The organism is Streptomyces sp. NPDC057854, from assembly GCF_042797055.1.
Taxonomy (GTDB): domain Bacteria; phylum Actinomycetota; class Actinomycetes; order Streptomycetales; family Streptomycetaceae; genus Streptomyces.
On sequence record NZ_JBHVMF010000011.1, the window covers coordinates 143,527 to 168,109 of the forward strand.

Sequence of the window (24,583 nt, forward strand, 5' to 3'; positions counted from 1 at the left end):
GTCCGGGTCAGCCGAAACGTTCGGTGCGGATGGAGCCCGGCGGGTGGCCGCGGGACTGGAGGAGGGCGGTGGCGTGTTCGACGAAGCCGGTGGGCCCGCAGACGTAGCACCGGGTCTCCGGGGACGCGGGCAGGCCCTCCAGGTCGTCCGGTGCGAGGCGGTGGGCCGGGCGTTCGTCGCCCGGGGGTGCCTGGCGCGTGTAGAGGACGCGGACGTCTTCGGTGCCGGACGGGTCGGCGAGCTCCTTCGCGTACCAGAGTTCGCCGGGGTCGCGTACGGAGCAGACGAGCGCGCACGGGTCGGCGGGGGCTCCGGTCGCGCGCCGGGCCCGGAGCATCGCCATGAGGGGGACGACGCCGCAGCCGCCGGCGACGAGGAGCAGTGGGCCCCGGGTCTCCGGCGTCCACACGAACCATCCTCCCAGCGGTCCCTTGACCTCGACCTCGGCGCCGATGGGCAGGACCTCGTTCAGGTACGGGGAGACCTCGCCGCCCGGCGCGGTCTGCACGCCGAGCTCGACCGTCTCGCCGGTGGCGGGCGCCGCCAGCGAGTAGCTGCGGACGGCCTGGTAGCCGTCGTCCGCGGTCAGACGGACGTCGACGTGCTGGCCGGGCAGGTGGCCGGGCCAGCCGGGCACCTCGAAGCGGAGGGCGCGACCGGTCGCCGTCTGTTCCTCGCGTGCGGTCAGCCGCGCCCGGCGCCAGCCGCCGGCGGCACTCGGGCCGGTCGTGGCGACGCTCACCGGTCGCCCCGGTAGCGCTGCTCGCGCCAGGGATCGCCGTAGTCGTGGTAGCCGGCCTGCTCCCAGAAGCCCGGCTCGTCGCGGACCGTGAAGCGCAGGCCCTTGACCCACTTGGCCGACTTCCAGAAGTACAGGTGCGGGATCAGCAGCCGGGCCGGGCCGCCGTGGTCCGGCGACAGCGGATAGCCGTCGAAGGAGTGGACGAGCCACGCCTTGCCTCCCGTGACGTCCGCACGGGGCAGGTTGGTCGTGTAGCCGTCGAAGGACTCCGCGACCACGTACGCGGCGGAGGTCTCCACCGCGTCGGTCAGCACGTCGAGGGAGACCCCCTCCCAGCGGGTGTCGAACTTGGACCACCGCGTCACGCAGTGGATGTCGACGACCGGCCGCTCCTGCGGCAGCGCCCGCATCTCGTCCCAGGTCCAGCTCCGGCTCTCGCCGGTGTCGCCGGTGACGGTGAAGGACCAGCGGTCCGTGGGCACGTGCGGGGTCGGACCGGCGGAGAGCACCGGGAACGACTCGGTGGGGTACTGGCCCGGGGGCAGGCGTTCGATGAGGCCGCGGCTGCCGCGGCCGTGGAAACCGGGCGACAGACCGGTCATGGCGGTGCTCCTCCCGCTCGAAGTCGGCTCCGGTCCGCTCGTGCGCGCCGTGAGGACGGGCTCGGCGGTCCGAGGCGGCGCACCGGCGCTCCCGTCGGCGCAGCCGCGCGAACCCGGCGCCCCGGCCGGCGGTCGGGCCGGCCGGGGCGGGGTGCGGTCAGGTCTCGTGCAGGGCCGTGCGCAGGGCGTCGACGGCGAGTTTGCGGGCCACGTTCGCCGCGCGGGTGTCGCGGAGGCTGTCCAGGAGCAGGAAGTCGTGGACCATGCCGGCGACGCGGACCGACGTGACGTCGACGCCCGCCTCCCGGAGCTTGTTGGCGTACATCTCACCTTCGTCGCGCAGGACGTCCGCCTCGTCCGTGATGACCAGGGTGGTGGGCAGGCCCCTGAGCTGGTCGAGCGTCGACCGCAGCGGGGAGGCGTAGTGCTGCTTCCGCTGCTCCGGGTCGGTGGTGTACGCGTCCCAGAACCACTTCATGCCGTCGCGGGTGAGGTAGTAGCCCTCGGCGAACTGCAGGTACGACGGCGTGTCGAAGTCGGCGTCGGTGACCGGGTAGAGCAGGACCTGGGCCTTCAGGTCGAGACCGTCGTCGCGTTCCTTGTTCATCAGCGCGAAGACCGCGGACATGCAGCCGCCGACGGACTCGCCGGTGACCGCAACCCGCGAGGTGTCCATGCCGTGGTCGGCGCCGTTCTTCCGCACCCACTGGCCCACCGCGTAGTTCTGTTCCACCTGCGTGGGGTACTTCGCCTCGGGTGCGCGGTCGTACACGGGGAAGACGCCCACCGCGCCGGCGCCGACGACGAGCTCGCGGAAGAGGCGGTCGTGGGTCTTCTCGTCACCGAAGACCCATCCGGCCCCGTGGATGTAGAAGACCACGGGCAGCGGGCCCGTGGCGCCCTTCGGGCGGATGATCCGGGTGCGGACGGTTCCCCATTCGCCGGCGTCCACCTCCACCCACTCCTCGTCGACCTCCGGGCGCGGCACTCCCTCGCCGCTCTGCAGGCCCAGCAGGATGTCGCGGCCCTGCTCCGGGGGGACCTCGTAGATCCGGGGGTGCGGGTCGGTGGCCTCGGCCAGTTCCCTGGCGGCCGGTTCGAGGTAGGGGGTGACGGGCGGGGGCAGCTGCGTCATGCGCACTCCAGTGTGTGGGCGCCTCGGAACCGGCGCGATCCCCCCTGGGTGATCTCCCCCCGGTCTATGATGCCCGCTCGGGGCCGGGCCGCAAGCCGAGGTCGGCTGTGGGCGCGGGCCGGATCGGCGCGGACGGCGTCCGGGGGTCGGTCCCTGTGCCGTGGCGCTGCCGCCCGCTGAGCGGTCGTACGGTCGGAGCGCGGCGAGCCGGTCGCCGGTGCGCTCGCCGTGCCTCCGTCCGTTCTGGCGGACCGGGGACGAAGGCCGATGGCCGCGGGTGGCTGTGGCGTCAGCCACCCGCGGCCGACCCGTGCCGGGACACGGCTCTGCGTGCGGAAACGGCCCGGTGCCGCTTCCACCCGTGTCCGGTCGGGTCACCGGCCTGCCCGCCCCCAGGTTCGCAGGCCGGAGTGTGCGGTGCCTCTGATCAGCCGTTGACGCAGGTGTTGCCGAACGTGGGGTTCAGCAGGCCGATGACGCTGACCGTGTTGCCGCACGCGTTCACCGGCACGTGGACGGGGACCTGGACGAGGTTGCCGGAGCCGACACCGGGCGAGTGGGCGGCCCAGCCCTGCGCACCCGCGTCGGCGGACGCCAGCGAGGCGCCTCCCATCACCACGGCACCGGCCGCCAGGGCCACGGTCAGAGTGCTGCGCGTACGCGCCATCGCGTTACCTCCACGAAGAGGATCCGTACCGCCCTCGCGGAGATCGCGCGGGCGGTGAGAACGAGCGGATCTGCCTGCTCTCACCGGGGCTTCGCGGCGACGCCTTCTCCGGTTGGGTCGCGACGGGGGCATTCCCTCGATCGGGTCATGTCCCGGCCTCGAAATCGACGAAACGTCTCCCCTCCGGACGTGCGTCCGCTACGAAGTACGTGCACAGACACCCCTGCTCTGCTGAGGACCCGGTCTCGCTTCCCGGACTCCGGATCAGGGCTCCGGCCACGAAGGACCCCCATGCGACGACGGATCGCCCTTCCCTCATCGGCACCCTCCGGGGTCCGCGCCCGGTCGCGCCCGGCGGGGGAAGGCCGATGAACGAACCCCTCCCCTTCCGCCGCACCGCGGCGAGCAGCGGACCCCCTGATCTTCCCTCCGTCATGGCACGGGTCGCCCGCGGCGACAAGGGCGCCTTCTCCGTCCTCTACGACGCCCTCGCGCCGATGGTCTTCGGCATCGTGCTCAGGGTCGTGCGCGACCGGGCGCAGTCGGAGGAGGTCGCCCAGGAGGTGATGATCGACCTGTGGCGCCAGGCTGCCCGTTGCCGCGGCGACGCCGGCTCCGTCCGTGCCTGGGCGGCGACCATCGCGCACCGGCGGGCCGTCGACCGGGTCCGCTCCGCGCAGGCCGCCACCGACCGCGAGCAGGCACAGGCCGCCCGCGAGCACACCACTGCCTTCGACGAGGTCGCCGAACAGGTCGAGACCCGCCTGGAGTCGGAACAGGTACGCCGCTGCCTGCGCGGCCTGACCGAACTCCAGCGCCAGGCCGTGACCCTCGCCTACTACCGCGGACTGACCTACCGTGAAGTCGCCGAAGCCCTGCGCACGCCCCTGCCCACCGTCAAGACACGCATGCGCGACGGGCTCATCCGACTCCGCGACTGCATGGGGGTGACCACATGAACGACCACCACACCGACCTCCACGCCCTCGTCGGCGCGTACGCCCTCGACGCCCTCGACGGCGCGGAGGCCGACGCCTTCACCCGCCACCTCGACGAGTGCGAGGCGTGCCGGCGCGAGGTCGCGGAGTTCCGCGCCACCACCGCCCGCCTCGCCTCCGCGGTGGCCGAGGAGCCCCCCGCCGCGCTGAAGCAGCGCACCCTGGACGCCCTCGACGGGGTACGGCAGCTGCCCCCTCGGCTGAACTCGGCGCACGTGACGAGGAGCCTGGCCGAACGCCTGCGCCGCAAGGCCCTGCTCCTGGGGCTCGCGGCGAGCCTCGTCGCCGCCGCCTCCTTCGCCGGTCTCGCCGTCTGGCAGCACCAGGAAGTCCGTCAGGCTCAGGAGCAGACTCAGCGGGCCCAGCAGAACCTCGAGACCATCAGCGGCATCCTGGCCGCGCCCGACTCCCGGACCGTCCACGGCAGGGCCGCCAACGGCGCGCTCACCACGGTCGTGACCTCCACGCGCCAGAACAAGGCCGTCTTCACCGCGACGGGGCTCCCCGAACCCGCCGCTGGACGCACCTACCAGTTGTGGCTGCAGCACGGCGGCACCATGCGGCCCGCCGGCCTCATCCACCAGGACGGCACGGTCCTCGTCGACGGCGACCCCGCCGACGCCACCGCCCTCGGGCTCACCCTGGAGCCCTCCGGAGGCTCGCCCCAGCCCACCACCGCCCCCCTCCTCCTCATGAACATGCCTGCCTGAGCAGGCCTGGGTCAGCGGGCGCGGCGCGGACGGGGGCGTCGGACCCGCAGGCGGATGCGGGTGTGGAGGCGACGAGGCGTGAGGAGCGGGGCGATCTGGTGCAGGACGCCGTCCGAGACGGCGGTCAGGACGTCGCCGGGGTGGGCTGTCGCGTTCAGGGTCAGGGTGAGGGTCAGCCGCGTCGTGCGCCGGCCGCCTGTGAGGCGGCATCGGGCTCGCGCGACTCCGGGGACAGCGGTGCAGCCGGCCTGGACGGCGTGGCGGACGGCCCTGCTGTCGAGCCCGCAGCCGGGGACGGCGAGCTGCAGGCGGCGCCGTACCGGGCGCGGGATCTGTGCGGTGAGCAGGACCAGCGCCGCGGCCAGGGCTGCACCGCCTGCGGCGATCAGCAGGCGGTGGTCCGCGTGATCCGGATGCCGTGAGAGGGCCGCGAGGATTCTGTCCTCGGCCCCGAGGACGGCGGCCACGCCCGAGGCCGAGAGGGCGAGGCCGGCGAGAGCGAGTGCCGTCCGGTTGGCCACGGGGCGGCTACGCATCTGCGTCCTCTCGTGCCGGCTGCCCGGCGGGAGTGGGGTACGGGACGTCGGCGGTGCGGAGGACGAGCCGTACCGTCGGTGTGCGTCCGAGGGCCAGGTTCCGCACGGCACGTTCGATCGTGCCGGTGGCCGCGTCGCGGAGGTCGTGCGGTGCGCCGTAGGCCGCCTCCGCGCGGACGGTGACCCTGCGGAGCGTGCAGCGGACCGCGCGGACCCGCACCCCGGGCACCTCGGCGACGGCCGCCCGGATCAGGCGCGCGGCGTGCCGGCGGCTGACGACCGCCTGTGCCGGCCCGGGGCAGCGCAGCGGAAGCAGGCGTCGGTGGCCGGGCGTCAGGGCCAGCAGGATCAGCCATCCCCCGGCGATGACGGCAGCCCAGGCTGCCGGGCGCCGGAGGGTCCGGCCGCCGGGTACCGCCGGCCACTGGCCCGCCCCCTCCCAGGGCGGCGCGGCGATGCCGGGCAGGTGCGCGTGCAGGGCGGTCCAGACCGTGAGCGCCGATACGACGGCCACGGCCGAGGCCGCGCCTGTGGCGGCGGCACGCCGCGAGGACCACGGCCTGCCGACCGGGACCGGGGGTCGCCGCTCGGCGGAGTCCGGCGGAGGGTCCAGGCTCGGGCTCGGCTCCGGATTCCGGTCCGGGTGCGGGGTCGGGCTCGGGATCGCCGGGCTGAGCCTGCGGACGCGGAGGTGCGCGGTGTCGACGGCCAGCCCGGTCAGCTGCCGGGTGCGCTCGGTCAGGTGCTCGTGGAGGTGGGCCATCCAGCCCGTGTCCGCCGGAGCGGACAGGGGCAGGTCCACCTCCACGGTCACCTCGGCGCGCCGCCCGCGCGTGGCCGCCGCCGACCGCAGGACGTGCCCGCCGGCCGGAGCCGCGGCTTCGGCGGCCGCCTGCCGGGCGATCTTGGCCGTCACCCGGTCGGCGACGGTGGTGACGCCGCGCTCGGCGGGGTTCACCGGTGCCTGCGTTCGGCGACCAGGAGATCGCGCAGGTCACCGCCGCGCTCCAGGTAGCGGCCGGTGGCGTAGCCGAGCCCGCCGAGGACGGCGACCAGGAGGAAGGCCCCGAAGCCTCCGAACCAGCCGACGGATCCCAGCGCCATCCCGACCAGCAGCCCGAGGCGTTCCCTGCTCATGACTCTTGCCTTCCTTCTCTCGTATGCGGGGTCCGAGCGCCTGGGTGACGTGGCGCCTCACGCCACGCGTGACTCGGTGGCGTCGTCCTCGTCGTCGCCGGGCAGGTGGACGTCGGTGACGGCGATGTTGACTTCGACGACCTCCAGGCCGGTGATCCGTTCCACCGCGGAGATCACGTTCTCCCTGACGTCGCGGGCCACGTCCGGGACGGGGACGCCGTACTCGACGACCAGTTCCACGTCGATGGCCGCCTGGCGCTCGCCCACCTCGACCTTGACGCCCCGGCCCACGTTCGGGCGCCCGCCGGGCACCCGGTCGCGGACCGCGCCGAGCGTCCGGGACAGGCCGCCGCCCATGTCGTGGACACCGGGGATCTCCCGCGCCGCCCTTCCCGCGATCTTGACGACGACCGTGTCCGCGATCGCCGTCCTGCCGCGCGTGCCGCCGGGCTCGTCGACGTGCGTGCGGCCGGGCCCGGGCGCCGGGCTGTCCGCGTGATGCGGGCGGACGGGGGCCTTCTCCTGAGTGACCGTCATGACTGCTCCCTCTGCGGGTCGGTGGGTGATGGCACTCCTTTGACAGCGCGGGCGTGCCATCCGTTACGGATCCCTTGCCGTGAACGGGTGGACGACAGTGCGAATCCGGGAGGCGTAACGAACGCCGGGCGGGAGGTGTCAGAGCAGTGGAGACTGGAAGGAGCCCGCGTTGAACGCTCGGTGGGGCCCGGCGGACCATGAAGAAGCGGCCGAGGCCGACGACCGGCTGCTGGCGGTGCGGGCCGCGGAAGGGGACGAGGAGGCGTTCGAGGTGCTGGTCCACCGCCACTCGCCGGCCATGCTGCAGCTCGCCGAGCGTCTCATGGGCAGCCGGGCCGAGGCGGAGGACGCTGTCCAGGACGCCTTCGTGAGCGCGTGGCGCAGCCTGCCCGAGTACCGGGGCGAGGCCGGTTTCGGTACGTGGCTGTACCGGATCGTCACCAACCGGTGCCTGAACCTGCTGCGGGCCCGCAGACCCGCTGCCGACCTCGGCGCCGTCGCCGAACCGGTCGCACCGGAGCACCAGTCCTCCCCCGTCCGCGCCGCCGAGTCACAGGCCGCCGTACGCGACCTCGCCCAGGCCATGGGTGCCCTGTCCCCCGAGCAGAGGGTCTGCTGGGTCCTGCGGGAGATCGAGGGCCGGCCGTACGAGACGATCGCCCAGGCGGTGGGCATCAGGCCCGAAGCGGTCCGCGCACGGGTATTCCGGGCCCGGCGCATGCTGACGGAGGCGATGGCCGCATGGCGATGAACACCCCCCACCCCGACGGGAACCCCGACGACGACCTCGAACTCCTCGCCTGTGGCCGGGAGCTGGCCGCCGTGTGGGAGTACGCCGCCGACCGCCCGGACGCCGACCCGCACACCGCCGCCTGTCCCTCCTGCCGGCAGGCCGTCGCCGACCTGGAACACCTGCGGGCAGCTGTGCTCGCGCCGGCCGCGCCACCCGCGGAGGTCGACACCGCCGCCGTGGTGCGGCGCGTCATGGACGCGGTCCGGCTGGAGCTGAGGCCCGGCCGCGACCTGCCGCTCGGCGAGGCCGGCGAGGACATCTGGATCTACGAGTCCGTCGCCGCGCGCGTCCTGCGCACCGCGGCCGAACAGGTCCCCGGCGTACGGGCCGGAAGCTGCCGCATCACCCCGCCCGGCAGCCGCACCCACCCCACGCGCGGGCCCTCCACCGTGCACCTCGGCGTCACCGTCGCCTACGGACAGGACCTCCCGGACACCACCCGCGCGGTGCGGGACAGTCTGATCAGTGCCGCCCGGCAGCACCTCGGCCTGACGCTCGGCGATGTGAACGTCACCGTCACCGACCTGCACGAACCCCCCACCCAGCCACGGGAGGCCAGGCCGTGAACAGCGACCCGTCCCAGGCGGTCACCCGGCAGGTCGCCGACGCCGTCCTGGCCGTTCCCGGCGTCGCGTGCCTGCGGCCCGGTCTGCGCTCCCTGCTGCGGACAGGCGCCTCGCGCCGGCCCGACGCCGAGGACCAGCGCGATCCGGGCGGCGCGGTGCGCATCACCTTCGACGCCCGCGGCCGGGTCACCGCCGTGCGGGTCGATGTCGTCGTCCGCGCGCAGCATCAGGCCGCCCGCACGGCCGGCGCCGTGCTGGCGGCGGCGGCGGAAGCGGCGGCCACGCCACCCGGGACGGTGCGGGTGACCGTCACCGGGATCGTATGACCGGGACCGTCGCACCCGGGCCGCGCTGTCAGAGGGGCGGTGGGCAGGTGACGTACACCCACAGGGCGAGCGACCACACGCTCATCACCGCCCCCAGCAGCCGAACGCGCCGCACGCGCTCCGGAGCCACAGGATCCGCCTCCCGCCGGCCCGCGCCGACGCGGACCACTCGGTCCGCCGCAGCGCTCGGGCGCGTCGGCCCGGGCGTTGCGGGTCGCCTCAGGGCGGGCACGGCAGGGTCGGCCGACAGGGGCGTCGGCTGCCGGGCGGCCTGCGCCGGAGGCCGGTCACGGCCGACATTCCGGTGCGGAGACGTCCCGCCGTACTGGGCCAGACCGGCCAGGAACCGCCGGTACGCCTCCCTGCGGCTGCCCCGTGGTGCCGAACGGCCCCGCTCCCAGGACCGCACCGTCGCCGGCGTCACCCCGAACGCCGTCGCCACCTGCCGCGTCGTCAGGCCCCACCGCTCGCGCAGCCGGCGCCGTTCCTCTGGCTCGGGCAGATCCCCGGTCCTGTGCCGCCGCGAGACCGTCGCAGGAGCCGTGCCCGTGGCCGTGGAAGCTGCGCTCTGAGGGGGGATCACCTGCTGATGCACTGTTGTCATATCGGTGTGACAATCCGTACGCCCGCGGCGTGATGTCTGGTGACGGACGATCACCCGTTCTCCGTAGCCGCGGCACTTCCGAACCCCTGGCTGCCCCGGAGGTCACAGGGCATCATGTGCGCACAGTCGTGAGCGACGGGGGAACCGTGAGCGAAGAGCCCACGCGGGCGCCGTTACCCGAACAACCGTCCCACCCGCCGGCGGTCGGCGGATCTCAGGAGGCTCGCCCTCCGTCGCCGCCCCCTTCGCCGGCTCCTCCTCCGGCGGCTCCGGTCTCCGCCCCCGCCGCCCCTCGCAGGAGCATGGGAGAGATCGCCGCGCTCATCTCCGCCGTGTCCGCCGTCCTCGGCGTCGTACTGGGGTTCCTCGGCTTGCCGGTGTTCATCAACTCACCGACGGCCAGGACCCCCGCCGCCGCCCCGCCCGCTCCGGCTCCACGGCTCCCGGCCCCACGACGGCAGACCCTGGCCAAGTGGAACCATCGGGCGGCTCGACACCCGCACCGCGCACCGTCGCGCCCACGACCCCCACGCCGTCCCCCAAGGGCGAGCAGAAGTCCTTGATCAGGGACCTGCATCCCGTCGAGACCGACCGCTATCCCTATGACGTCGGGCCGGTCACCGTCGCCGGTGTCACCTACCCGACCACACTCCACACCACCTGCTCCGTCGCGACCTGGCAGCTGGACCGCCGGTACGAAACCCTCCACACGAGCGTCGCCGTCACCGAGACCACCCGCTCCGACTACACGTTCGACTTCGTCGTGGAAGCGGACGGGCGCCAGGTGAGGCAAGTGCTGCGCAAGGCCGGGGATCCCGTCCTGCCGCTCACCATCGACGTCCGCGACGTCTTCCGGATCACCCTCCGGATGGACAGTTGCGGCGAACCGAACGGCACGGCGGCCTGGGTCGACCCCGTCGTCACCGGGAAACCGGCCCCCACCCCGTGACCCCGTACCGGCGCCCTCTTCTGGGTCACCACCCCACCGGAAGAACCCGACGCCTGACGCGTCACCGTCCATGAGGCCGGCGGCCAGGACTGTCACCGGCACCGATGTCGTCCGCGCGTGCGGGGGGGGCGCGGCAGCGCGCGTGGACCTTCTCGGTTCTGGAACCAAATTCCAGTACTGGCTGGTAGGTTCGGGGAACCGTCTTCCCGAGGAGAGCGCCATGACAGCAGGTCAGTTACCCCGTCGCCGGATGTCGGCAGTGGTCGTCGCGCTGGTCGCCGTCGCCGCGGCCACCGTGGGCGGCGCCCCGGCCGCGCATGCCGCCGGGCCCGCCGAGCTTCGCCTCGTTCCGCTCGGCGCCGGCTACGAGGCCGGGCTCCAGCAACAGGTCGCGTACTGGAACGAGAACCGGCTCTCGGCCGCCGCGCTCAACGGCGACGGCGCCGAGGCCGTCGCGCCCGCGGCGGGCTGGGACGACACCGCCCGCCCCTGGACCGGCGGCGGGAAGGTCACCCGTACGACGGGCAAACTGGTCATGCGGATGCGCAACGCCGACGGTGCCACGGGTACCGACAACCTCTCGGCCTGCACCGCCACGGTGGTCCAGAGCCGGAACAAGAGCGTCGTGGTCACCGCGGCCCACTGCCTGCGCGTCAACTGGGGCCTCAACGCCCCGTACGACACCAACCAGATCGCCACGAACGCGCTGTTCATCCCCGACTTCCGCGGCGAGAACCTGCCCCGCGTGGCCCCCGGCACCGATCTGGACAGCGGCCCGGCGATCGGGCCCGAGATCGCCCCGTACGGCGTGTGGGCCGTGACCCGGGCCTGGCTGACCGAGGGGTGGGCCGCGCAGGCCAACCACCTCAACAACAACGACATGGTCGCGATGGTCGTCGACAACCCCGCCGACGACCGACCGGTCGAGGACGTGGTGGGTGGCGGACAGCCGATCGGCTTCCACGTGGCCCGCACGACGCCGCGGACCAACTTCGGGTACCCGGCCGCGAACTACAAGAGCTACAGCGGCCCGAACTTCACCCCCGCCGGCAGGGCGGTGATCGACGGCTCCCCGAACGTGAACGGTGTCCCCGCCGCTCAGCAGCGCATCTACGACGGCCGCGGCCTGATGTACAGCCAGGGGCCGTCGTGGATCGCCCGCGAGTGGTGGTGGGACACCAACAGCGACCTGATGAAGACCCAGCTCAGCCCCGGCGCGAGCGGCGGCCCCTGGTTCAAGGACTTCGACCACGCCAGCGGCGAGGGTCTTCTGGTCGGCGTCACCTCGCACCTCGCCCAGTCCAGCACCGGCGGCCTCGACGCGATCGCCGAGGCGGAGGGTCGCGCCCCCAGCCCCTACATGGCCGGCACGCACTTCGGCGACCAGGAGAAGGCCGCCTTCACGACCGCCCAGGCCGTCACCCCCGGAGCCTGACCGCCGGGGCCGCCCGACCCCGCGTGGGGTGGCCGTGACGGCGCGGCCGGGCCGCGCGGGGGTCCTGGGATATTCGGGGGCGGCGGGGCGGCCGGGGCTCGTATGATCTTCGGCAGGACAGGGCTCGTAGCGCAGTGGTCGTCGCGCCTTCACCGCGTGTGGGAGGACGCCGGTTCGAATCCGGCCGGCCCTGTCCTGCCTCCTTCTGCTGGAGCCCGCCACCTGTTCCGGTCCGCGGCTCATCGCAGTGCCGCGCGGGCCGGGAGGGTCGTCGAGAGCAGGGCCAGCAGCAGGGTGGCCGCGGCGAAGGAGCCGGTGAGGAGCGGGGGCAGGTAGGGGCCTTCGCCGGTGAGCGCGCGGGTCATGGGCACGAGGGTGGCCAGGGCGATCGCCGCGCCCAGGACGGTGCCGGCGACGGCGACCACCAGGCTTTCCCAGCGGATCATGCGCAGCACCTGGCGGCGGGTCGTGCCGACGAGCCGGAGGGTGCGCAGTTCGCCGCGGCGGGCGAGGACGGTCATCACCAGCGTGTTGGCGGCGGCGACGGCCGCGAACCCGCCCAGGACGGCGGCCATCGTGGTGTTGGCCCAGGCGTTGACCTCGCGGTCGCGGCTCTGCGCGGCGGCCCGGCCCGCCGCGTCGGTGACGGTGCCGAGGGCGGTGAGGCGGTCCGGTGTGCCGCCCTTCACGAGCAGTTCGTCGGCGTACGGGACGGTGCGGTGGCCGGCCAGGGCGGCGGCGGGCAGGGTGACCTCGGCGAGGCCGAGGCCGCGCCCGTAGGTGGCGACGACGCGGGGCGAGGCGGTACGGCCGTCGGGGAGCCGCAGGTCGAGGCGCTGTCCGGGGCGGACGCCCGCGGCGTCGGCGAGGTTGGCGTCGACGGCGACCGTGCCGGGGCGCAGCTCTGCGAGGGAGCCGGTGCGCACGTCGAGGTCGAGGACGGGGCGGGGGTCGGCGGACACGGCCAGCGCGGTCGCGCCGCGGAAGCCGGTGTCGCGGTCGGGGAGCAGGACGCCGGTGTGCTGGACGGCCACGGCGGCGGTGACGCCCGGGAGGCGGGCGGCGCGGGCGGCGGCGTCGACGGGCAGTCCGGACGGGGCGGTCACGACGTGGTCGGCGACGACGCCTGCTTGCTGCTGGTGTCCGGCGGCGCGGTCGGTGCTGGCGTGCAGCAGGACCAGGGTGGAGGCGAAGGACGTCGCGAGGACGATGGGGGTGAGCGCGGAGGCCAGTCGGCGGGCGTTCGTACGGGAGTTGGCGGCGGCAAGGTGCCCGGGCGCGCCCGCGGCGCGGAGCGGCACCCCGAGGACGGCGGCACTGAGGCGGGCGAGGAGCGGGCCCAGCAGCGCCACGGCCAGCATGAAGAGCATCACGACACCGAGAGCAGCGTTGGCGGCGTCCTCGCCGGAACCGGCGGCTGCCACGCCCGCGAGGGCGACGCCGCCCCCTGCTGCGGCCACGCCGCACACCGTGCGGACCCGGCCGATCGTCCGCCGTTCGGTCTGCGCCTCCGCGAGCGCGCTGCCCGGCGCCATGCGGGCGGGGCGGCGGGCGGCGGCGAGCCCGGCGCCCAGGGCCGCCAGGACGACGACGAGGACCGCGGCGGCGTACGGCAGGGGGCCGGTGTCGAGTCGTACGCCCTGCGGAAGCGCGCCCTTGTCCTGGAGCTGCCCGAACCACCAGTGCGCGAGCGCGAAGCCGGGGAGGCAGCCGAGGGCGCCGGCGAGCGGGGCGAGCAGCAGGGCCTCGGTGGCGATCGAGCGGCGCAGCTGGCGCGGGGTGGCGCCGATGGCGCGCAGCAGGGCGAACTCGCGGGAGCGCTGGCTCACGCAGAGCGCGACGGTGCCGGCCGCGGTGAGGACGGCCACGAGGGTGGCGACGCCGCCGAAGGAGCCGCCGAGCGCGACCAGCATCTCCCTGGCGGCCGGGAGCGCCGCGCCTTCGGCGAGGCTGCGGTCGTCGCCGGTGTACACCTCGGCCTTGCCGTGGAGGGCCTGGTCGACCTCGGCGGCGAGTTTGCCGGGGTCGGTGCCGGGCGCGGGCAGGATGGCGATGGCGTCGACGGTCCGGGGGTGCCCGGACAGGGCGAGGGCCTGGGCGTCGGTGAACCAGACGCCGGGCGTGGCGGTGGTTCCCGAGACGGTGAAGGTGCGCCGGCCGAGCGGGGTGTCGAGGGCGACCCGCTCCCCCACCCGCGCGTCTCCCCCGCCGAGGACGACCGCGCCCGGCTTCGGGGCGGTGCCGGAGGCGAGGCGGGTGCCGGTGAAGGCGGCCGAGCCCCAGCCCGCGGCGGTGAGCGGGGTGCCGGAGGCGTCGCGTACGGGGTAGGTGACGTCGCCGACGGCCGCGGCGGCACCCGGGACGCGGGCGGCGGCGTGGACGAGGGAGGCGTCGAGGCGGGCGCGGTCGGGCAGGGCCGCGGAGAACGTCTGGCGTTCCGGCCCCTGTCCGACGGTGGCGTGCACCTGCTGGTCGGCGGCGGCGACGACCGGGACGCCGGCGTACCGGCCGGGTGGCGTCGACGCGGTGAGGCCGGTCTGGAGCAGCAGCCCGCAGCCGGACACGACGGCGGCGGCCAGCAGCAGCGCCACGAAGGTGCCGACGAAGGAGGAGGGCTTGAAGCGGACGGCGGCCCGGGCGAGGCCGTTGGTGCGGAACGGCATCAGGCGACCGCCCCGACCCGGACGGACGAGGCGGCCGTGGCCGTCGCCGTGGTGGTGAGCTCCGTCATCACGGCGGCGATGCGGGCCGGGGTGGACCGGGGAAGCCGGTCGGCGAGGGCGCCGTCCGCGAGGAAGAGGACCTGGTCGGCGTAGGCGGCGGCGACCGGGTCGTGGGTCACCATGACCACGGTCGCGCCGAGCCGGTCGACGGCGTCCCGGAGCAGGCCGAGGATCTCGGCGGCGGTGGTGGTGTCGAGGGCGCCGGTCGGCTCGTCGCCGAAGATCACGTCCGGGCGGGTGACCAGGGCGCGGGCGATCGCCACCCGCTGCTGCTGGCCGCCCGACAGCTCGGAAGGCCGCCGGGCGCCCTTGTCGGCGAGGCCGACCTGTCCGAGGACCTCGGCGGCGCGCTGCCGGTCCGGGCGGCGGCCGGCGAGCCGCAGCGGGAGCAGCACGTTCTGCTCGACGGTGAGCGAGGGCAGCAGGTTGAACGCCTGGAACACGAAGCCGAGACGGCTGCGGCGCAGTTCCGTGAGCTTGTTCTCGCCCAGGCGGGTGATCTCGGTGCCACCGAGCCGGACGGAGCCGGTGGTCGGGCGGTCCAGGCCGGCGGCACACTGCAGGAAGGTGGACTTGCCGGAGCCGGACGGGCCCATGACGGCGGTGAAGCTGCCGTGCGGGAGGCTCAGGTCGATGCCGCGCAGGGCGTGCACGGCCCGGTCACCCCTGCCGTACGAGCGCTTGACACCGGCGAGTTCGACGGCTGCCGTCAAGGGGGCGGCTTCCCGTGCCATGGTTCCTCCGTACGTTCGGGTTCGTCCTGTCGAACGTACGGAAAGCGGCAGGTCAGGGACCATGACGGCGGCTGGTGGATCATGGGTGGGGACAGCCCCACCCCCCACCCTGCGGACCGCCCCCATGCTCCCCGGCGGCCCGGGTTCGCGTCGCCGCGCGGGACACCTTAGGGACTTCCTCCGGCCGCGTCCACGCTTTGTCCCGTACGGAGAGAAAGTGGCGGCGATTCCTGCGAGTTGGGTTACGGCGCCTGACAAAGCGCGCTAACTTCCTTGAAATGAACCGGTCATGTTTGGGCAGGCCGGTCCTACGGCATGACGGCGCGCGCCCGTAGACATACCGGTGGCCCGACGCGGCCCCGTCAACCCCCCTCTCACTCCGGGAGCCATCTGTGCGCAAGAGAACGCCCAGAACCAAGCGCCTCCGATTCCTGACCGCCCTGGCCTGTGCCGCCGGGTTCCTGCTGCCGGTGACCCCGGCGGCCACGGCCTCGCCGCCGCTCCACGACGAGCCGGCCCCCGCCGCCGCGGCGGCGGCGGAGTTCCAGCAGGTCACGCTCGCGAAGGGCGTCGCCGAGATGGGCGAGCCCATGACCCTGGCGGTGCTGCCGGACCGGTCGGTCCTGCACACCTCGCGGGACGGCACCGTCCGTCTGACGAACGCCGCCGGAACCACCTCCGTGGCCGGCAAGGTCGACGTGTACAGCCACGACGAGGAAGGCCTCCAGGGCATCGCCGTGGACCCCGGCTTCTCCTCCAACCGGCACGTCTACCTCTACTACGCGCCCAAACTGAGCACTCCGGGCGGTGACGCCCCCGGCGACGGCACGGCCGCCGACTTCGCGCCCTTCGACGGCGTCAACCGCCTGTCCCGGTTCGTCCTGAGGACGGACAACACCCTGGACCTCGCCTCGGAGAAGAAGATCCTCGACGTGCCCGCCTCGCGGGGCATCTGCTGCCACGTCGGCGGCGACATCGACTTCGACGCCGCCGGCAACCTGTACCTGTCGACCGGCGACGACACCAACCCGTTCGCCTCCGACAGCTACACCCCCATCGACGAACGCCCCTCGCGCAACCCCGCGTACGACGCCCAGCGTTCCTCCGGCAACACCAACGACCTGCGCGGCAAGGTCCTCCGCATCAAGGTCGCCGCCGACGGCTCGTACACGATCCCCTCTGGCAACCTGTTCGCGCCCGGCACCGCGAAGACCCGCCCCGAGATCTACGCCATGGGCTTTCGCAACCCCTTCCGCATGAGCGTCGACAAGGCGACGGGCATCGTCTACCTGGGCGACTACGGCCCCGACGCGGGCAGCGCAAGCCCCACCCGGGGCCCCGCGGGCCAGGTGGAGTTCAACCGGATCACCAGCGCCGGCAACTACGGCTGGCCGTACTGCACCGGTGCCAACGACGCCTACGTCGACTACAACTTCGCCACCGGCGCCTCGGGCTCCGCCTTCAGCTGCGCCGCGCCGAAGAACACCTCGCCGAACAACACCGGTCTCACGGACCTGCCGCCGGCCCGGCCCGCCTGGATCCCCTACGACGGCGCCTCGGTCCCGGAGTTCGGCGGCGGCTCGGAGTCGCCGATGGGCGGCCCGGTCTACCGTTACGACGCCTCCTCCACCTCCGCCGTGAAGTTCCCGCAGGAGTACGACGGCCACTACTTCGCCGGCGAGTTCGGCCGCCGCTGGATCAAGCGCGTCGTCTCCGACACCGCGGGCTCCGTGCAGTCCATCAACGCGTTCCCCTGGAGCGGCACGCAGGTGATGGACATGGCCTTCGGCCCGGACGGCGCCCTGTACGTCCTCGACTACGGCACCGGCTACTTCAGCGGCGACCAGAACTCCGCCCTGTATCGCATCGAGCACGTCACCGACGGCCTCGCCCCGACCGCGCAGGCCAGGGCGAACGTCACCTCCGGAGCGGCGCCGCTGGCCGTCTCCTTCTCCTCGGCGGGCAGCGCGGACCCGGAGGGCACGGCACTGGCCTACTCCTGGACCTTCGGCGACGGCGCCACGTCGACCGCCGCCAACCCCTCCCACACGTACACCGCCAACGGGCAGTACACGGCCACGCTGAAGGTCACGGACGCCACCGGCAAGTCCGCCACCGCCTCGGTCCGGATCACCGTCGGCAACACGGCCCCGACCGTCCGGCTGGAGCTTCCCGTGGACGGGCGCGTCTACGACTTCGGCGCGGCCATCCCCTTCAGGGTGACCGTCTCCGACCCGGAGGACGGCACGATCGACTGCTCCAAGGTCAAGATCACCTTCATCGTCGGGCACGACAGCCACGGGCACCCCCAGACCTCGACCACCGGCTGCTCGGGCACGCTGCAGACCCTCGCGGACGGCGAGCACGACCCCAACGCCAACATCTTCGGCGTCGTCGACGCCGAGTACACCGACAAGGGCGCGGGCGGCCAGCCGGCCCTGACCACCCACGACCAGCACGTCACCCAGCCCACCCACCGGCAGGCCGAGCACCACGGCGCCTCCTCCGGCGTCCAGGTGGTCAGCCACGCCCCCGCCCACGGCGGCAAGACCGTCGGCCACATCGACAACGGCGACTGGATCTCCTTCACGCCGTACGCCCTGGACAACGTCACCCGGCTCACCGCGCGCGTCTCCTCCGCGGGCGCGGGCGGCACGATCGAGGTACGCGCCGGCTCGCCCGCCGGCACCCTGCTCGGCACGGCGACCGTCCCGGTCACCGGCGGCTGGGAGACCTTCCAGGACGTGACCGCCCCGCTCGCCGGCGGGCCGGCCGGATCGACCACGCTGTACCTGGTCTTCAAGGGCGGCAGCGGCTCCCTCTTCGACGTCGACGAGTTCTCCTTCACCACCTCCGCCGCCGGCGGGTCCGGCACGGGCGAGGTGAAGGGCGTGAACGGCAAGTGCCTCGACGTGGACGGCGCACAGACCGCCGACGGTACGAAGGTGCAGCTGTGGACGTGCAACGGGACCGCCGCCCAGCGGTGGACCGTCGCCGGCGACGGCACCGTCAAGGCCCTCGGCAAGTGCCTGGACGTGTCCGGAGGCGGCAGCGCGGACGGCACGAAGATCCAGCTGTGGACGTGCAACGGCAGCGGCGCCCAGAAGTGGGCCCCGCAGGCCGACGGCACGGTCCGCAATCCGCAGTCCGGCAAGTGCCTCGACGCCTCCGGCGGCGTCTGGAACGACGGCACGGCGGTCCACCTGTGGACCTGCCACACCGGTCCCAACCAGAAGTGGTCCCTGCCCCAGTCGTAGAAAGGAGGGCACCCTATGCGTACCGCAGTGAGAACCCTGCTCGGGCTCCTCGCCGGCGCCACACTCGCGCTGGCCCCGCAGGCCGCGGCCCCGCCCGCGGCGGCCGACCCGAACGTCCGCGCGGCGGCCCCCGCGGCCGTCCGCGCGGCGGCCGACCCCGCGTACCGGATCCTCGTCTTCTCCAAGACCGCCGGCTTCCGGCACTCCTCGATCGACGACGGCGTCGCCGCCCTGCGCGCCCTGGGCACGACGAACAACTTCACCGTGGACGCCACCGAGGACGCCCAGGCGTTCACGAGCGGCAACCTCGCCCGGTACAAGGCCGTCGTCTTCCTGTCGACCACCGGAGACGTCCTCGACGGCACCCAGCAGACCGCCTTCGAGCAGTACGTCCAGGGCGGCGGCGGGTACGTCGGCATCCACGCCGCCGCCGACACCGAGTACGACTGGCCGTTCTACGAGGGCCTGGCCGGCGCCCTGTTCCACTCCCACCCGGCGATCCAACCCGCCACCGTCCGCGTGGAGGACCGCGCGCACGACGCCACCGCGCACATGGGCTCCGCGTGGCAGCGCACCGACGAGTGGTACAACTACCGCACCAACCCCCGCACCACCGCCCATGTCCTCGCCTCGCTCGACGAGTCCAGCTATGCGGGCGGAAACATGGCGGGCGACCACCCCATCGCCTGGTGCAAGGACTACCAGGGCGGCCGCGCCTTCTACACCGGCGGCGGCCACACCGACGAGTCGTACACCGACCCCGCGTTCCGGCGTCACCTCCTCGGCGGCATCCGGTGGGCGGCGGGCATGACCGACGCCGACTGCCGCCCGGAGACCGGCTACACGGCCCTGTTCGACGGCTCGTCCACCACGGGCTGGCGGCAGGCCGGACCGGGCGGGTTCGCGCTCGCGGACGGCACCCTGACCTCCCACGGCGGCCTCGGCATGCTCTGGTACTCCGCGCGGGAGCTCACCGGCGACTACTCCGTCAAGCTCGACTGGAAGGCCGCCGGCGACGACAACTCCGGTGTCTTCCTCGGCTTCCCGGCCTCCGACGACCCCTGGTCGGCGGTGAACAACGGCTACGAGATCCAGATCGACGCCACGGACGCCGCCGACCGCACCACCGGCGCCGTCTACGGCTTCCAGTCCGCCGACGTCGCCGCCCGGGACGCCGCGCTGAACCCGCCGGGCGAGTGGAACACGTACGAACTCCGGGTCACCGGCGAGCGACTGGAGATCTTCCTCAACGGCCGGAAGATCAACGACTTCACCAACACCGACCCTGTCAGAAGCCTGCGCCAGGGATACGTCGGCATCCAGAACCACGGCGACGGCGACGAGGTCTCCTTCCGCAACATCCGCGTCAAGCAGGGCGGCGGGCAGCAGCCGGGCCCCCGCACGGGCGAGGTGAAGGGCGTGAACGGCAAGTGCCTCGACGTGGACGGAGCACAGACCGCGGACGGCACGAAGGTGCAGCTGTGGACGTGCAACGGGACCGCCGCCCAGCGGTGGACGGTGGCCGGCGACGGCACCGTCAAGGCCCTCGGCAAGTGCCTGGACGTGTCCGGAGGCGGCAGCGCGGACGGCACGCGGATCCAGCTGTGGACGTGCAACGGCTCCGGCGCCCAGAAGTGGGAACCGCAGACGAACGGCACAGTGCGCAATCCCCAGTCCGGGAAGTGCCTCGACGCCTCGGGAGGCGTCTGGAACGACGGCACGGCGGTCCACCTGTGGACCTGCCACACCGGCCCCAACCAGAAATGGACCCTGCCCTGACGTCGCGGGGTAGGTGGGTGAGCTGAAGGTGTCGCCCGGCCGGAATCCGGCCGGGCGGCATCATGCGGTGTGCCGCAGCTTCAGCGACCAGTCCCCTTCCGCGTCGGCGACTCTCACCAGCAGCGGACCCTCGGGCAGCGGCATCCGGTACTCCGGGCGCCTGTTCGTCTCGCTGATCAACGTCGTGTAGTCCCATGTGCCGCGGGCGCGCGGCGTGTAGTACATCACGTCGACGTAGGCGGAGTCGGCCCTCTTCGGACGCAGCATGGCGGACAGCTCGCCGGCAGGCCCCCGGTGGAGCAGCACGTCCCGTCCCCGGCCCGTTGCCCCGCGGCCCAGTTCCTCGACCACGCTCACCGGACGGAACGTGAGTCTCCACGGCCGGTCCTCGGCGCGGACACGCAGAACCAACGGGATGCGGCCGTCATGCCGCACCAGGGTGCGTCCACGGAAGTCCTCCAGGCGCGTGTGGGCGAGCAGATCCAGGCCCGGCCTGCTGTCGTCGACCGCTTCCACCATGAAGGAGCCGTCGCCCGACCGCTCCGTGTCCACGACGAAGAACCCGGCCGGCAGGGGCTCGTCGACGGTGAACTCGGACGAGCCGCTGCCCTCCTTGACGAACTCCGGGAAGTCCTCGCCGAAGAGGGCCGCGGCGGATGCGTGCTCCTTGCACCTCTGGGCGGGAGGCCGCGCCTTGGCCGGACGGGACGCCCGGGCCGTCACGGTCGCAGGTTGTGTGGGGGTGGGCGGTTCGGGTGCCGGGGCGGGTGGCTCCGGTGCCGGGTCCGGGCGCCGGGCGGGTGCGGCAGGCGCGGCCGGCGGCTGGACGTGCCGCTCGGGCAGTGGGACAGGGACCTCGGGCGCCGGGACCTTGGCCACGCCCTCGATGCGTACGGGACCGCGCCCGGGCGCCGCGGCGGGACCTCTCCCGTGATGCCGTAGTCCTCCGCGAGGCCGGCGAGGCCGGAGTCGTACCCCTGGCCCACCGCCCGGAACCGCCACGCGCCGTCCCGCCGGTAGTACTCCCCGAGGACGAACGTTGTCTCCGTCGTCACGTCCCCGACCTCGTACAGCGCCAGCTCCTCCCCCGTCACGGCATTGATCGTCCGTACGAGCAGCCGGGGTACGTGCCCGGACGTCTCCGCGTCGCCGGCGACGGCGATCACAATCCGCTGGACCCCCGGCTCGACACGCGCGGTGTCGATCTCCAGCCAGTCCGCGACGCGCCGCTCCCCGCTCGGCACCTGTCCGATCAGCCGCACCGCCCCGGAGGCATGTGCGCGCCGGTCACGGAAGACGACGTCGCCGTCGTCCCTGACACGGCCGGCCGCGTCCAGGAGCAGCACGGCGGGCTCGGCCGCCGACGTGCCGCCCGACGTTCCACGGACGACCGCGACCTTCCACACCTGCCCGGGTATCGGGAGGTGTCCCCCCTTGATGATCTGTGTCACCGCGTCATGCTGACACGCACCACAAGGCGACGTCGACGGGGCCGGATCCACTTCTGCCGACGGGGGCTTTCCGCCATATCCAGCGTTCGGGCCGATGATTTGACGGAATCTCAGATGCGAGTGACACGAGTAATGCTAGCCTCCCCCCAACCACAAGGGGGGAACCGAGTGAGAAAGCTTCTGAGTTTCGCGTCCGTGCTGGCGTTCATGACCGGAATCGCCATGACCGCGACGACGCCCGCCCACGCCGCCACCGACAGGAGCGGCGAGGAACGGCTCAGCATCCCGACCAGCAGTCCGTGCAGGGCGGGTCGCACCGTCATGCAGGGCATGGTCGCGGGGCCGGGCGGCCAGCTCTACATCATCTTCACCAGGCCGGGCGGAGACGAGCCGGTCCTGTCCAGGTGGCTGCGCGACGGCTCGACGTGGGACGCGAACAGCTGGACCTGCGCCGGGGCGCCGACCTCCATCCCCGCGCTCGGCCACGGCAACGACCTCGCCTACCACCCGGACTACCAGGGTCAGGGGCCTGCCTTGATCGCGACGCAGGGGAGCCAGTCGGCGTTCCCGAGCGACGATGTGACCATCGTCCGCCTGTCATCGTCGGGGGCCATCGGCGCGAGCGAGGTCGTCCATCTGCCCATCGGCAACATCAGCGGTCTCTGCTACAGCGCGACGGCGGCCGGAGGGGCCGGCAAGTACGCCGCCCGCCGCGCGGGCAACCTGTGGACCCATCCCGGCGCCGGTTCGCTGACGAGCGGGTGGACGCTGGTGAAGACCAACCTGACCAGTCACGACAATCGTTCCGACCAGGGCATCGACTGCTCCGAGAACTACATCTGGAACACGAAGTCCATCAACAGCTCGACGCCCCTGAGCGGGTGGAACTGGGTGTACCAGTACAACTGGTCCGGGGGCGACGTGGAGAGCGACATCGGGATTCCCGGAAGGGAACTGGTCGACGAGATCGAGGACATCACCCACATCGGGAGCGACTTCTTCGTCGGCATCAACCGGAACGACGGCGCGAACGACTCCGTGAAGGTCTTCATCCCGTGACGTCCCTCCCACCGGGCGCCTGAGACGCGTCGCTGGGCGCCTCTGGGACGGGCCCGGTACCGGATGCGCGCGCCCCGGTACCGGGCTTCACTGTTTCAGAGGGTTCGCTGTTTCACCGGGCGGTGCTCCGCCGCTGCGCCTGCTGCGTGGAGGAGGTGCTGAAGGGCCCGGGAGCAGTGCGCGAGGCTGAGGCGTCGGCCGTGCCGGGGCCACCAGTCCAGGACGGCCAGGAGCGCGGAGTCGCAGAAGGTGACCCGGGCGGTGTCCAGGACGAGGCCGGTGTATCCGGCGTCGGCGGCCGAGGCCAGCAGGGTCCGCAGCGGGGCGGCGCTGTAGTGGTCGATCTCCCCGGCGAGGTGGACGACCAGGGTGGCGCCGAGCGTGGTGCAGGAGGCGACGACTATGTCGCAGGGCGCGGCATCCGCGCCCGAGTCGTGCACGACGGGAGGGGCGGGGGTGACGAAAGGACCGGTCAGTATCGGAGCTGTGCTTGCGGTACTCACGCCTTCGACAACGCCGCCCACCGCGCTGCGGGAACGGCGCCCGGCTCCTGTTCACCCCATCTGACCAGCGGTTATCCCCGAAAAGAGGGAAATCTTCCGGTAGCGGCGTGGTGCGTTTTCTTCGCCCTGGTGCCGCCGCTCGGGGCCCGCTCGCCCCTCACCCCTGAGCGCCGGTGCCGAGGCTCGCGCGGAGCCGCGCCGCCTCCTCGTCGAGGTGGTGCAGGAGGGCTTCGAGGGCGGGGGTGCGGGTGCGGTGGGCGGCTTCGGTGACGCCCACCGTGCGCCCCACCGAGGGAAGGTCGACCGGCAGCGCGGCGAGGTGCTCGTCGTCGCGCAGGACCAGTTCGGGCAGGAGCGCCACCATGTCGGTCTGGAGGAGCAGGGCCCGCATGGTGAGGATGGAGGTGCACTCCACCCGTTCGGCGGGCAGTGGCAGCCCCCGGTCGACGAAGAGGGCGCTCAGTTCCTGGCGCAGGGCGGTCTGTTCGACGGGCAGGATCCACGGGTGGGCGAGTGCGTCCGTGAGCGTCACGGCGCCTCCTGCCGTTCTTCCTGCCGTTCCCTCGGCCGCGCCTCCGGCCGTTCCGTCGGCCGATCCCTCGGCCGACGGAAGGGCCAGAAGCGGGTGTCCGGCGCGGACGGCGAGGCGGATGGGCTCGCGGTAGAGCATCCGCTGGCGGAGCGCGTCGCCGACGGCGGGGGCGGGGCCCACCCTGCCGACGATGAGGTCGAGTTCGCCGCCGAGCAGGGCCGGGTGGAGGACGTCGGGGGTGCCCTCGCGGACCACGATGGTGAGCCGGGGGCGCTCCTTCTTGAGGCGGGCCACGGCCCGGGGCAGCAGGACGTTGGCGCCCGCGAGCAGGGTGCCCACGGTGACCGTGCCGTCCTGGCCCTCGCGCAGTCCGGTGAGGTGCTCCTTGGCCCGCCGGATCTCGGCGACCACCGCGCGGGCGTGGCCGACGAGTGCTTCACCGTAGACGGTGGGCCGCATGCCGCGCGGGACGCGGACGAAGAGCGGGAGTTCGGCGATGGCCTCCAGTTCGTGCAGGGTGCGGGTGGCGGCGGGCTGGGTGAGGTGGAGGCTCTCCGCCGCCCGGATGACGCTTCCGTGGTCGTACACGGCGATGAGCAGGGTCAGGTGCCGGAACTTCAGCCGGCCGTCCAGGAGGTCCATCGCCGGGGCTCCTTCCGGGGAGGCGGTGGGGTGTCCGGGGCGCGGGCCGCGCCGTGACATACCGGGATTGCTATAGCTCTCGCACCGATCGGCATTGGATCGGCATAGCTGGGTGGGCGCACTATACCGGCACGCCCCGGGGGTGAGTTTCGGACAGCTCCCGGCC

At 73.4% G+C, this 24,583-nt stretch carries 25 protein-coding genes and 1 tRNA gene; 11 read left to right on the forward strand and 15 right to left on the reverse strand.

The annotated features are described in order from the left end of the window. Positions 1-7 precede the first annotated feature (7 nt). The 4 genes from ACFVQZ_RS18025 to ACFVQZ_RS18040 all read right to left on the reverse strand — a co-directional run bounded on the left by ACFVQZ_RS18025 (position 8) and on the right by ACFVQZ_RS18040 (position 3,146). Positions 8-742 (reverse strand): FAD-binding oxidoreductase, encoded by a 735-nt coding sequence (locus tag ACFVQZ_RS18025; RefSeq protein ID WP_383623675.1) that lies wholly within the window; start codon positions 740-742, stop codon positions 8-10. Further along, entirely contained in the window at positions 739-1,344 is a 606-nt protein-coding gene (locus ACFVQZ_RS18030) for a sulfite oxidase-like oxidoreductase (RefSeq protein WP_383623678.1), read from the reverse strand. The genes ACFVQZ_RS18025 and ACFVQZ_RS18030 overlap by 4 nt, the downstream gene beginning before the upstream one ends. Before the next feature lie 157 nt (positions 1,345-1,501). Next, positions 1,502-2,479 (reverse strand): alpha/beta hydrolase, encoded by a 978-nt coding sequence (locus ACFVQZ_RS18035; RefSeq protein WP_030496323.1) that lies wholly within the window; start codon positions 2,477-2,479, stop codon positions 1,502-1,504. Between the two features lie 427 nt (positions 2,480-2,906). Then, the gene (locus ACFVQZ_RS18040; protein ID WP_030496324.1) at positions 2,907-3,146 is read right to left on the reverse strand and encodes a chaplin; all 240 of its coding nucleotides are present in this window, start codon (positions 3,144-3,146) and stop codon (positions 2,907-2,909) included. Positions 3,147-3,514: 368 nt separating this feature from the next. Here ACFVQZ_RS18040 and sigK point away from each other — a divergent pair, with 368 nt between their 5' ends. Both sigK and ACFVQZ_RS18050 read left to right on the forward strand, forming a co-directional pair. Next, entirely contained in the window at positions 3,515-4,105 is a 591-nt protein-coding gene (sigK, locus tag ACFVQZ_RS18045) for an ECF RNA polymerase sigma factor SigK (protein WP_383623682.1), read from the forward strand. Continuing rightward, positions 4,102-4,854 carry an anti-sigma factor domain-containing protein gene (locus ACFVQZ_RS18050; protein WP_383623685.1) on the forward strand — a complete coding sequence of 251 codons (753 nt, stop codon included), beginning with the start codon at positions 4,102-4,104 and terminating at the stop codon, positions 4,852-4,854. The genes sigK and ACFVQZ_RS18050 overlap by 4 nt, the downstream gene beginning before the upstream one ends. An 11-nt stretch (positions 4,855-4,865) precedes the next feature. Here the strand turns inward: ACFVQZ_RS18050 and ACFVQZ_RS18055 are convergent, their stop codons facing one another. Genes ACFVQZ_RS18055 through ACFVQZ_RS18070 form a run of 4 tightly spaced genes read right to left on the reverse strand, consistent with a single transcriptional unit; the run spans position 4,866 to position 7,064 of the window. Next, the gene (locus ACFVQZ_RS18055; RefSeq protein WP_321193085.1) at positions 4,866-5,390 is read right to left on the reverse strand and encodes a hypothetical protein; all 525 of its coding nucleotides are present in this window, start codon (positions 5,388-5,390) and stop codon (positions 4,866-4,868) included. Further along, positions 5,383-6,348, reverse strand: coding sequence for a DUF6286 domain-containing protein (locus ACFVQZ_RS18060; RefSeq protein WP_030496327.1), 966 nt, complete (start codon positions 6,346-6,348; stop codon positions 5,383-5,385). Before ACFVQZ_RS18060 ends, ACFVQZ_RS18055 begins: the two co-directional genes overlap by 8 nt. Then, positions 6,345-6,527 carry a hypothetical protein gene (locus tag ACFVQZ_RS18065; protein WP_030496328.1) on the reverse strand — a complete coding sequence of 61 codons (183 nt, stop codon included), beginning with the start codon at positions 6,525-6,527 and terminating at the stop codon, positions 6,345-6,347. Before ACFVQZ_RS18065 ends, ACFVQZ_RS18060 begins: the two co-directional genes overlap by 4 nt. Before the next feature lie 57 nt (positions 6,528-6,584). After that, positions 6,585-7,064: an Asp23/Gls24 family envelope stress response protein gene (locus ACFVQZ_RS18070; RefSeq protein ID WP_030496329.1), complete on the reverse strand. Its 480-nt coding sequence runs from the start codon at positions 7,062-7,064 to the stop codon at positions 6,585-6,587. A gap of 169 nt (positions 7,065-7,233) precedes the next feature. On the opposite strand from ACFVQZ_RS18070, the gene ACFVQZ_RS18075 reads away from it, so the two are divergent. The 3 genes from ACFVQZ_RS18075 to ACFVQZ_RS18085 are packed head-to-tail and all read left to right on the forward strand — an operon-like array spanning position 7,234 to position 8,749. After that, positions 7,234-7,815 carry a sigma-70 family RNA polymerase sigma factor gene (locus ACFVQZ_RS18075; RefSeq protein WP_051788065.1) on the forward strand — a complete coding sequence of 194 codons (582 nt, stop codon included), beginning with the start codon at positions 7,234-7,236 and terminating at the stop codon, positions 7,813-7,815. Next, positions 7,806-8,423, forward strand: coding sequence for an Asp23/Gls24 family envelope stress response protein (locus ACFVQZ_RS18080; protein ID WP_383623692.1), 618 nt, complete (start codon positions 7,806-7,808; stop codon positions 8,421-8,423). Before ACFVQZ_RS18075 ends, ACFVQZ_RS18080 begins: the two co-directional genes overlap by 10 nt. Next, on the forward strand, positions 8,420-8,749 hold the full coding sequence (locus ACFVQZ_RS18085) for a hypothetical protein (RefSeq protein ID WP_030496332.1): 330 nt from the start codon (positions 8,420-8,422) through the stop codon (positions 8,747-8,749). Before ACFVQZ_RS18080 ends, ACFVQZ_RS18085 begins: the two co-directional genes overlap by 4 nt. 28 nt (positions 8,750-8,777) lie before the next feature. Here the strand turns inward: ACFVQZ_RS18085 and ACFVQZ_RS18090 are convergent, their stop codons facing one another. Then, entirely contained in the window at positions 8,778-9,353 is a 576-nt protein-coding gene (locus tag ACFVQZ_RS18090) for a helix-turn-helix domain-containing protein (protein WP_383623888.1), read from the reverse strand. A gap of 472 nt (positions 9,354-9,825) precedes the next feature. On the opposite strand from ACFVQZ_RS18090, the gene ACFVQZ_RS18095 reads away from it, so the two are divergent. From ACFVQZ_RS18095 to ACFVQZ_RS18105, 3 genes are all read left to right on the forward strand, one after another. Further along, on the forward strand, positions 9,826-10,302 hold the full coding sequence (locus tag ACFVQZ_RS18095) for an NPCBM/NEW2 domain-containing protein (RefSeq protein WP_081959338.1): 477 nt from the start codon (positions 9,826-9,828) through the stop codon (positions 10,300-10,302). A 220-nt stretch (positions 10,303-10,522) separates the two neighbouring features. Beyond that, positions 10,523-11,737: a trypsin-like serine peptidase gene (locus ACFVQZ_RS18100; RefSeq protein ID WP_383623695.1), complete on the forward strand. Its 1,215-nt coding sequence runs from the start codon at positions 10,523-10,525 to the stop codon at positions 11,735-11,737. Between the two features lie 119 nt (positions 11,738-11,856). After that, a tRNA-OTHER gene (locus ACFVQZ_RS18105) sits at positions 11,857-11,930 on the forward strand. Positions 11,931-11,976: 46 nt separating this feature from the next. Here the strand turns inward: ACFVQZ_RS18105 and ACFVQZ_RS18110 are convergent. Together ACFVQZ_RS18110 and ACFVQZ_RS18115 are read right to left on the reverse strand one after the other, a co-directional pair. Then, positions 11,977-14,400, reverse strand: coding sequence for an ABC transporter permease (locus ACFVQZ_RS18110; protein ID WP_383623698.1), 2,424 nt, complete (start codon positions 14,398-14,400; stop codon positions 11,977-11,979). Continuing rightward, entirely contained in the window at positions 14,400-15,194 is a 795-nt protein-coding gene (locus ACFVQZ_RS18115; protein WP_036415743.1) for an ABC transporter ATP-binding protein, read from the reverse strand. The genes ACFVQZ_RS18110 and ACFVQZ_RS18115 overlap by 1 nt, the downstream gene beginning before the upstream one ends. A gap of 392 nt (positions 15,195-15,586) precedes the next feature. On the opposite strand from ACFVQZ_RS18115, the gene ACFVQZ_RS18120 reads away from it, so the two are divergent. Then, entirely contained in the window at positions 15,587-18,451 is a 2,865-nt protein-coding gene (locus tag ACFVQZ_RS18120) for a PQQ-dependent sugar dehydrogenase (RefSeq protein ID WP_383623701.1), read from the forward strand. Between the two features lie 15 nt (positions 18,452-18,466). Then, the gene (locus ACFVQZ_RS18125) at positions 18,467-20,230 is read left to right on the forward strand and encodes a ThuA domain-containing protein (RefSeq protein WP_383623704.1); all 1,764 of its coding nucleotides are present in this window, start codon (positions 18,467-18,469) and stop codon (positions 20,228-20,230) included. Positions 20,231-20,290: 60 nt separating this feature from the next. Here ACFVQZ_RS18125 and ACFVQZ_RS18130 read toward each other — a convergent pair whose 3' ends face one another. Both ACFVQZ_RS18130 and ACFVQZ_RS18135 read right to left on the reverse strand, forming a co-directional pair. Next, positions 20,291-20,953 (reverse strand): hypothetical protein, encoded by a 663-nt coding sequence (locus ACFVQZ_RS18130; protein WP_383623707.1) that lies wholly within the window; start codon positions 20,951-20,953, stop codon positions 20,291-20,293. Next, positions 20,950-21,681, reverse strand: a complete 732-nt coding sequence (locus tag ACFVQZ_RS18135; RefSeq protein ID WP_383623711.1) for a TerD family protein — start codon at positions 21,679-21,681, stop codon at positions 20,950-20,952. The genes ACFVQZ_RS18130 and ACFVQZ_RS18135 overlap by 4 nt, the downstream gene beginning before the upstream one ends. Positions 21,682-21,849: 168 nt before the next feature. Here ACFVQZ_RS18135 and ACFVQZ_RS18140 point away from each other — a divergent pair, with 168 nt between their 5' ends. Next, a complete protein-coding gene (locus ACFVQZ_RS18140) occupies positions 21,850-22,740 on the forward strand; it encodes a hypothetical protein (RefSeq protein WP_030496340.1) in 891 nt (296 codons plus the stop codon). 95 nt (positions 22,741-22,835) lie between these two features. Here ACFVQZ_RS18140 and ACFVQZ_RS18145 read toward each other — a convergent pair whose 3' ends face one another. Both ACFVQZ_RS18145 and ACFVQZ_RS18150 read right to left on the reverse strand, forming a co-directional pair. Continuing rightward, entirely contained in the window at positions 22,836-23,180 is a 345-nt protein-coding gene (locus ACFVQZ_RS18145; RefSeq protein ID WP_383623715.1) for an STAS domain-containing protein, read from the reverse strand. 220 nt (positions 23,181-23,400) lie between these two features. Further along, positions 23,401-24,417 carry a LysR substrate-binding domain-containing protein gene (locus ACFVQZ_RS18150; protein WP_383623718.1) on the reverse strand — a complete coding sequence of 339 codons (1,017 nt, stop codon included), beginning with the start codon at positions 24,415-24,417 and terminating at the stop codon, positions 23,401-23,403. Between the last annotated feature and the right edge of the window lie 166 nt (positions 24,418-24,583).

Bases quoted from the DNA above. Each gene is read 5' to 3' on its own strand.
- ACFVQZ_RS18030 (WP_383623678.1), bottom strand. From the start codon at position 1,344: ATGACCGGTCTGTCGCCCGGTTTCCACGGCCGCGGCAGCCGCGGCCTC.
- ACFVQZ_RS18035 (WP_030496323.1), bottom strand. From the start codon at position 2,479: ATGACGCAGCTGCCCCCGCCCGTCACCCCCTACCTCGAACCGGCCGCC.
- ACFVQZ_RS18040 (WP_030496324.1), bottom strand. From the start codon at position 3,146: ATGGCGCGTACGCGCAGCACTCTGACCGTGGCCCTGGCGGCCGGTGCC.
- sigK (WP_383623682.1), top strand. From the start codon at position 3,515: ATGAACGAACCCCTCCCCTTCCGCCGCACCGCGGCGAGCAGCGGACCC.
- ACFVQZ_RS18050 (WP_383623685.1), top strand. From the start codon at position 4,102: ATGAACGACCACCACACCGACCTCCACGCCCTCGTCGGCGCGTACGCC.
- ACFVQZ_RS18055 (WP_321193085.1), bottom strand. From the start codon at position 5,390: ATGCGTAGCCGCCCCGTGGCCAACCGGACGGCACTCGCTCTCGCCGGC.
- ACFVQZ_RS18065 (WP_030496328.1), bottom strand. From the start codon at position 6,527: ATGAGCAGGGAACGCCTCGGGCTGCTGGTCGGGATGGCGCTGGGATCC.
- ACFVQZ_RS18070 (WP_030496329.1), bottom strand. From the start codon at position 7,064: ATGACGGTCACTCAGGAGAAGGCCCCCGTCCGCCCGCATCACGCGGAC.
- ACFVQZ_RS18080 (WP_383623692.1), top strand. From the start codon at position 7,806: ATGGCGATGAACACCCCCCACCCCGACGGGAACCCCGACGACGACCTC.
- ACFVQZ_RS18090 (WP_383623888.1), bottom strand. From the start codon at position 9,353: ATGACAACAGTGCATCAGCAGGTGATCCCCCCTCAGAGCGCAGCTTCC.
- ACFVQZ_RS18100 (WP_383623695.1), top strand. From the start codon at position 10,523: ATGACAGCAGGTCAGTTACCCCGTCGCCGGATGTCGGCAGTGGTCGTC.
- ACFVQZ_RS18110 (WP_383623698.1), bottom strand. From the start codon at position 14,400: ATGCCGTTCCGCACCAACGGCCTCGCCCGGGCCGCCGTCCGCTTCAAG.
- ACFVQZ_RS18115 (WP_036415743.1), bottom strand. From the start codon at position 15,194: ATGGCACGGGAAGCCGCCCCCTTGACGGCAGCCGTCGAACTCGCCGGT.
- ACFVQZ_RS18125 (WP_383623704.1), top strand. From the start codon at position 18,467: ATGCGTACCGCAGTGAGAACCCTGCTCGGGCTCCTCGCCGGCGCCACA.
- ACFVQZ_RS18150 (WP_383623718.1), bottom strand. From the start codon at position 24,417: ATGGACCTCCTGGACGGCCGGCTGAAGTTCCGGCACCTGACCCTGCTC.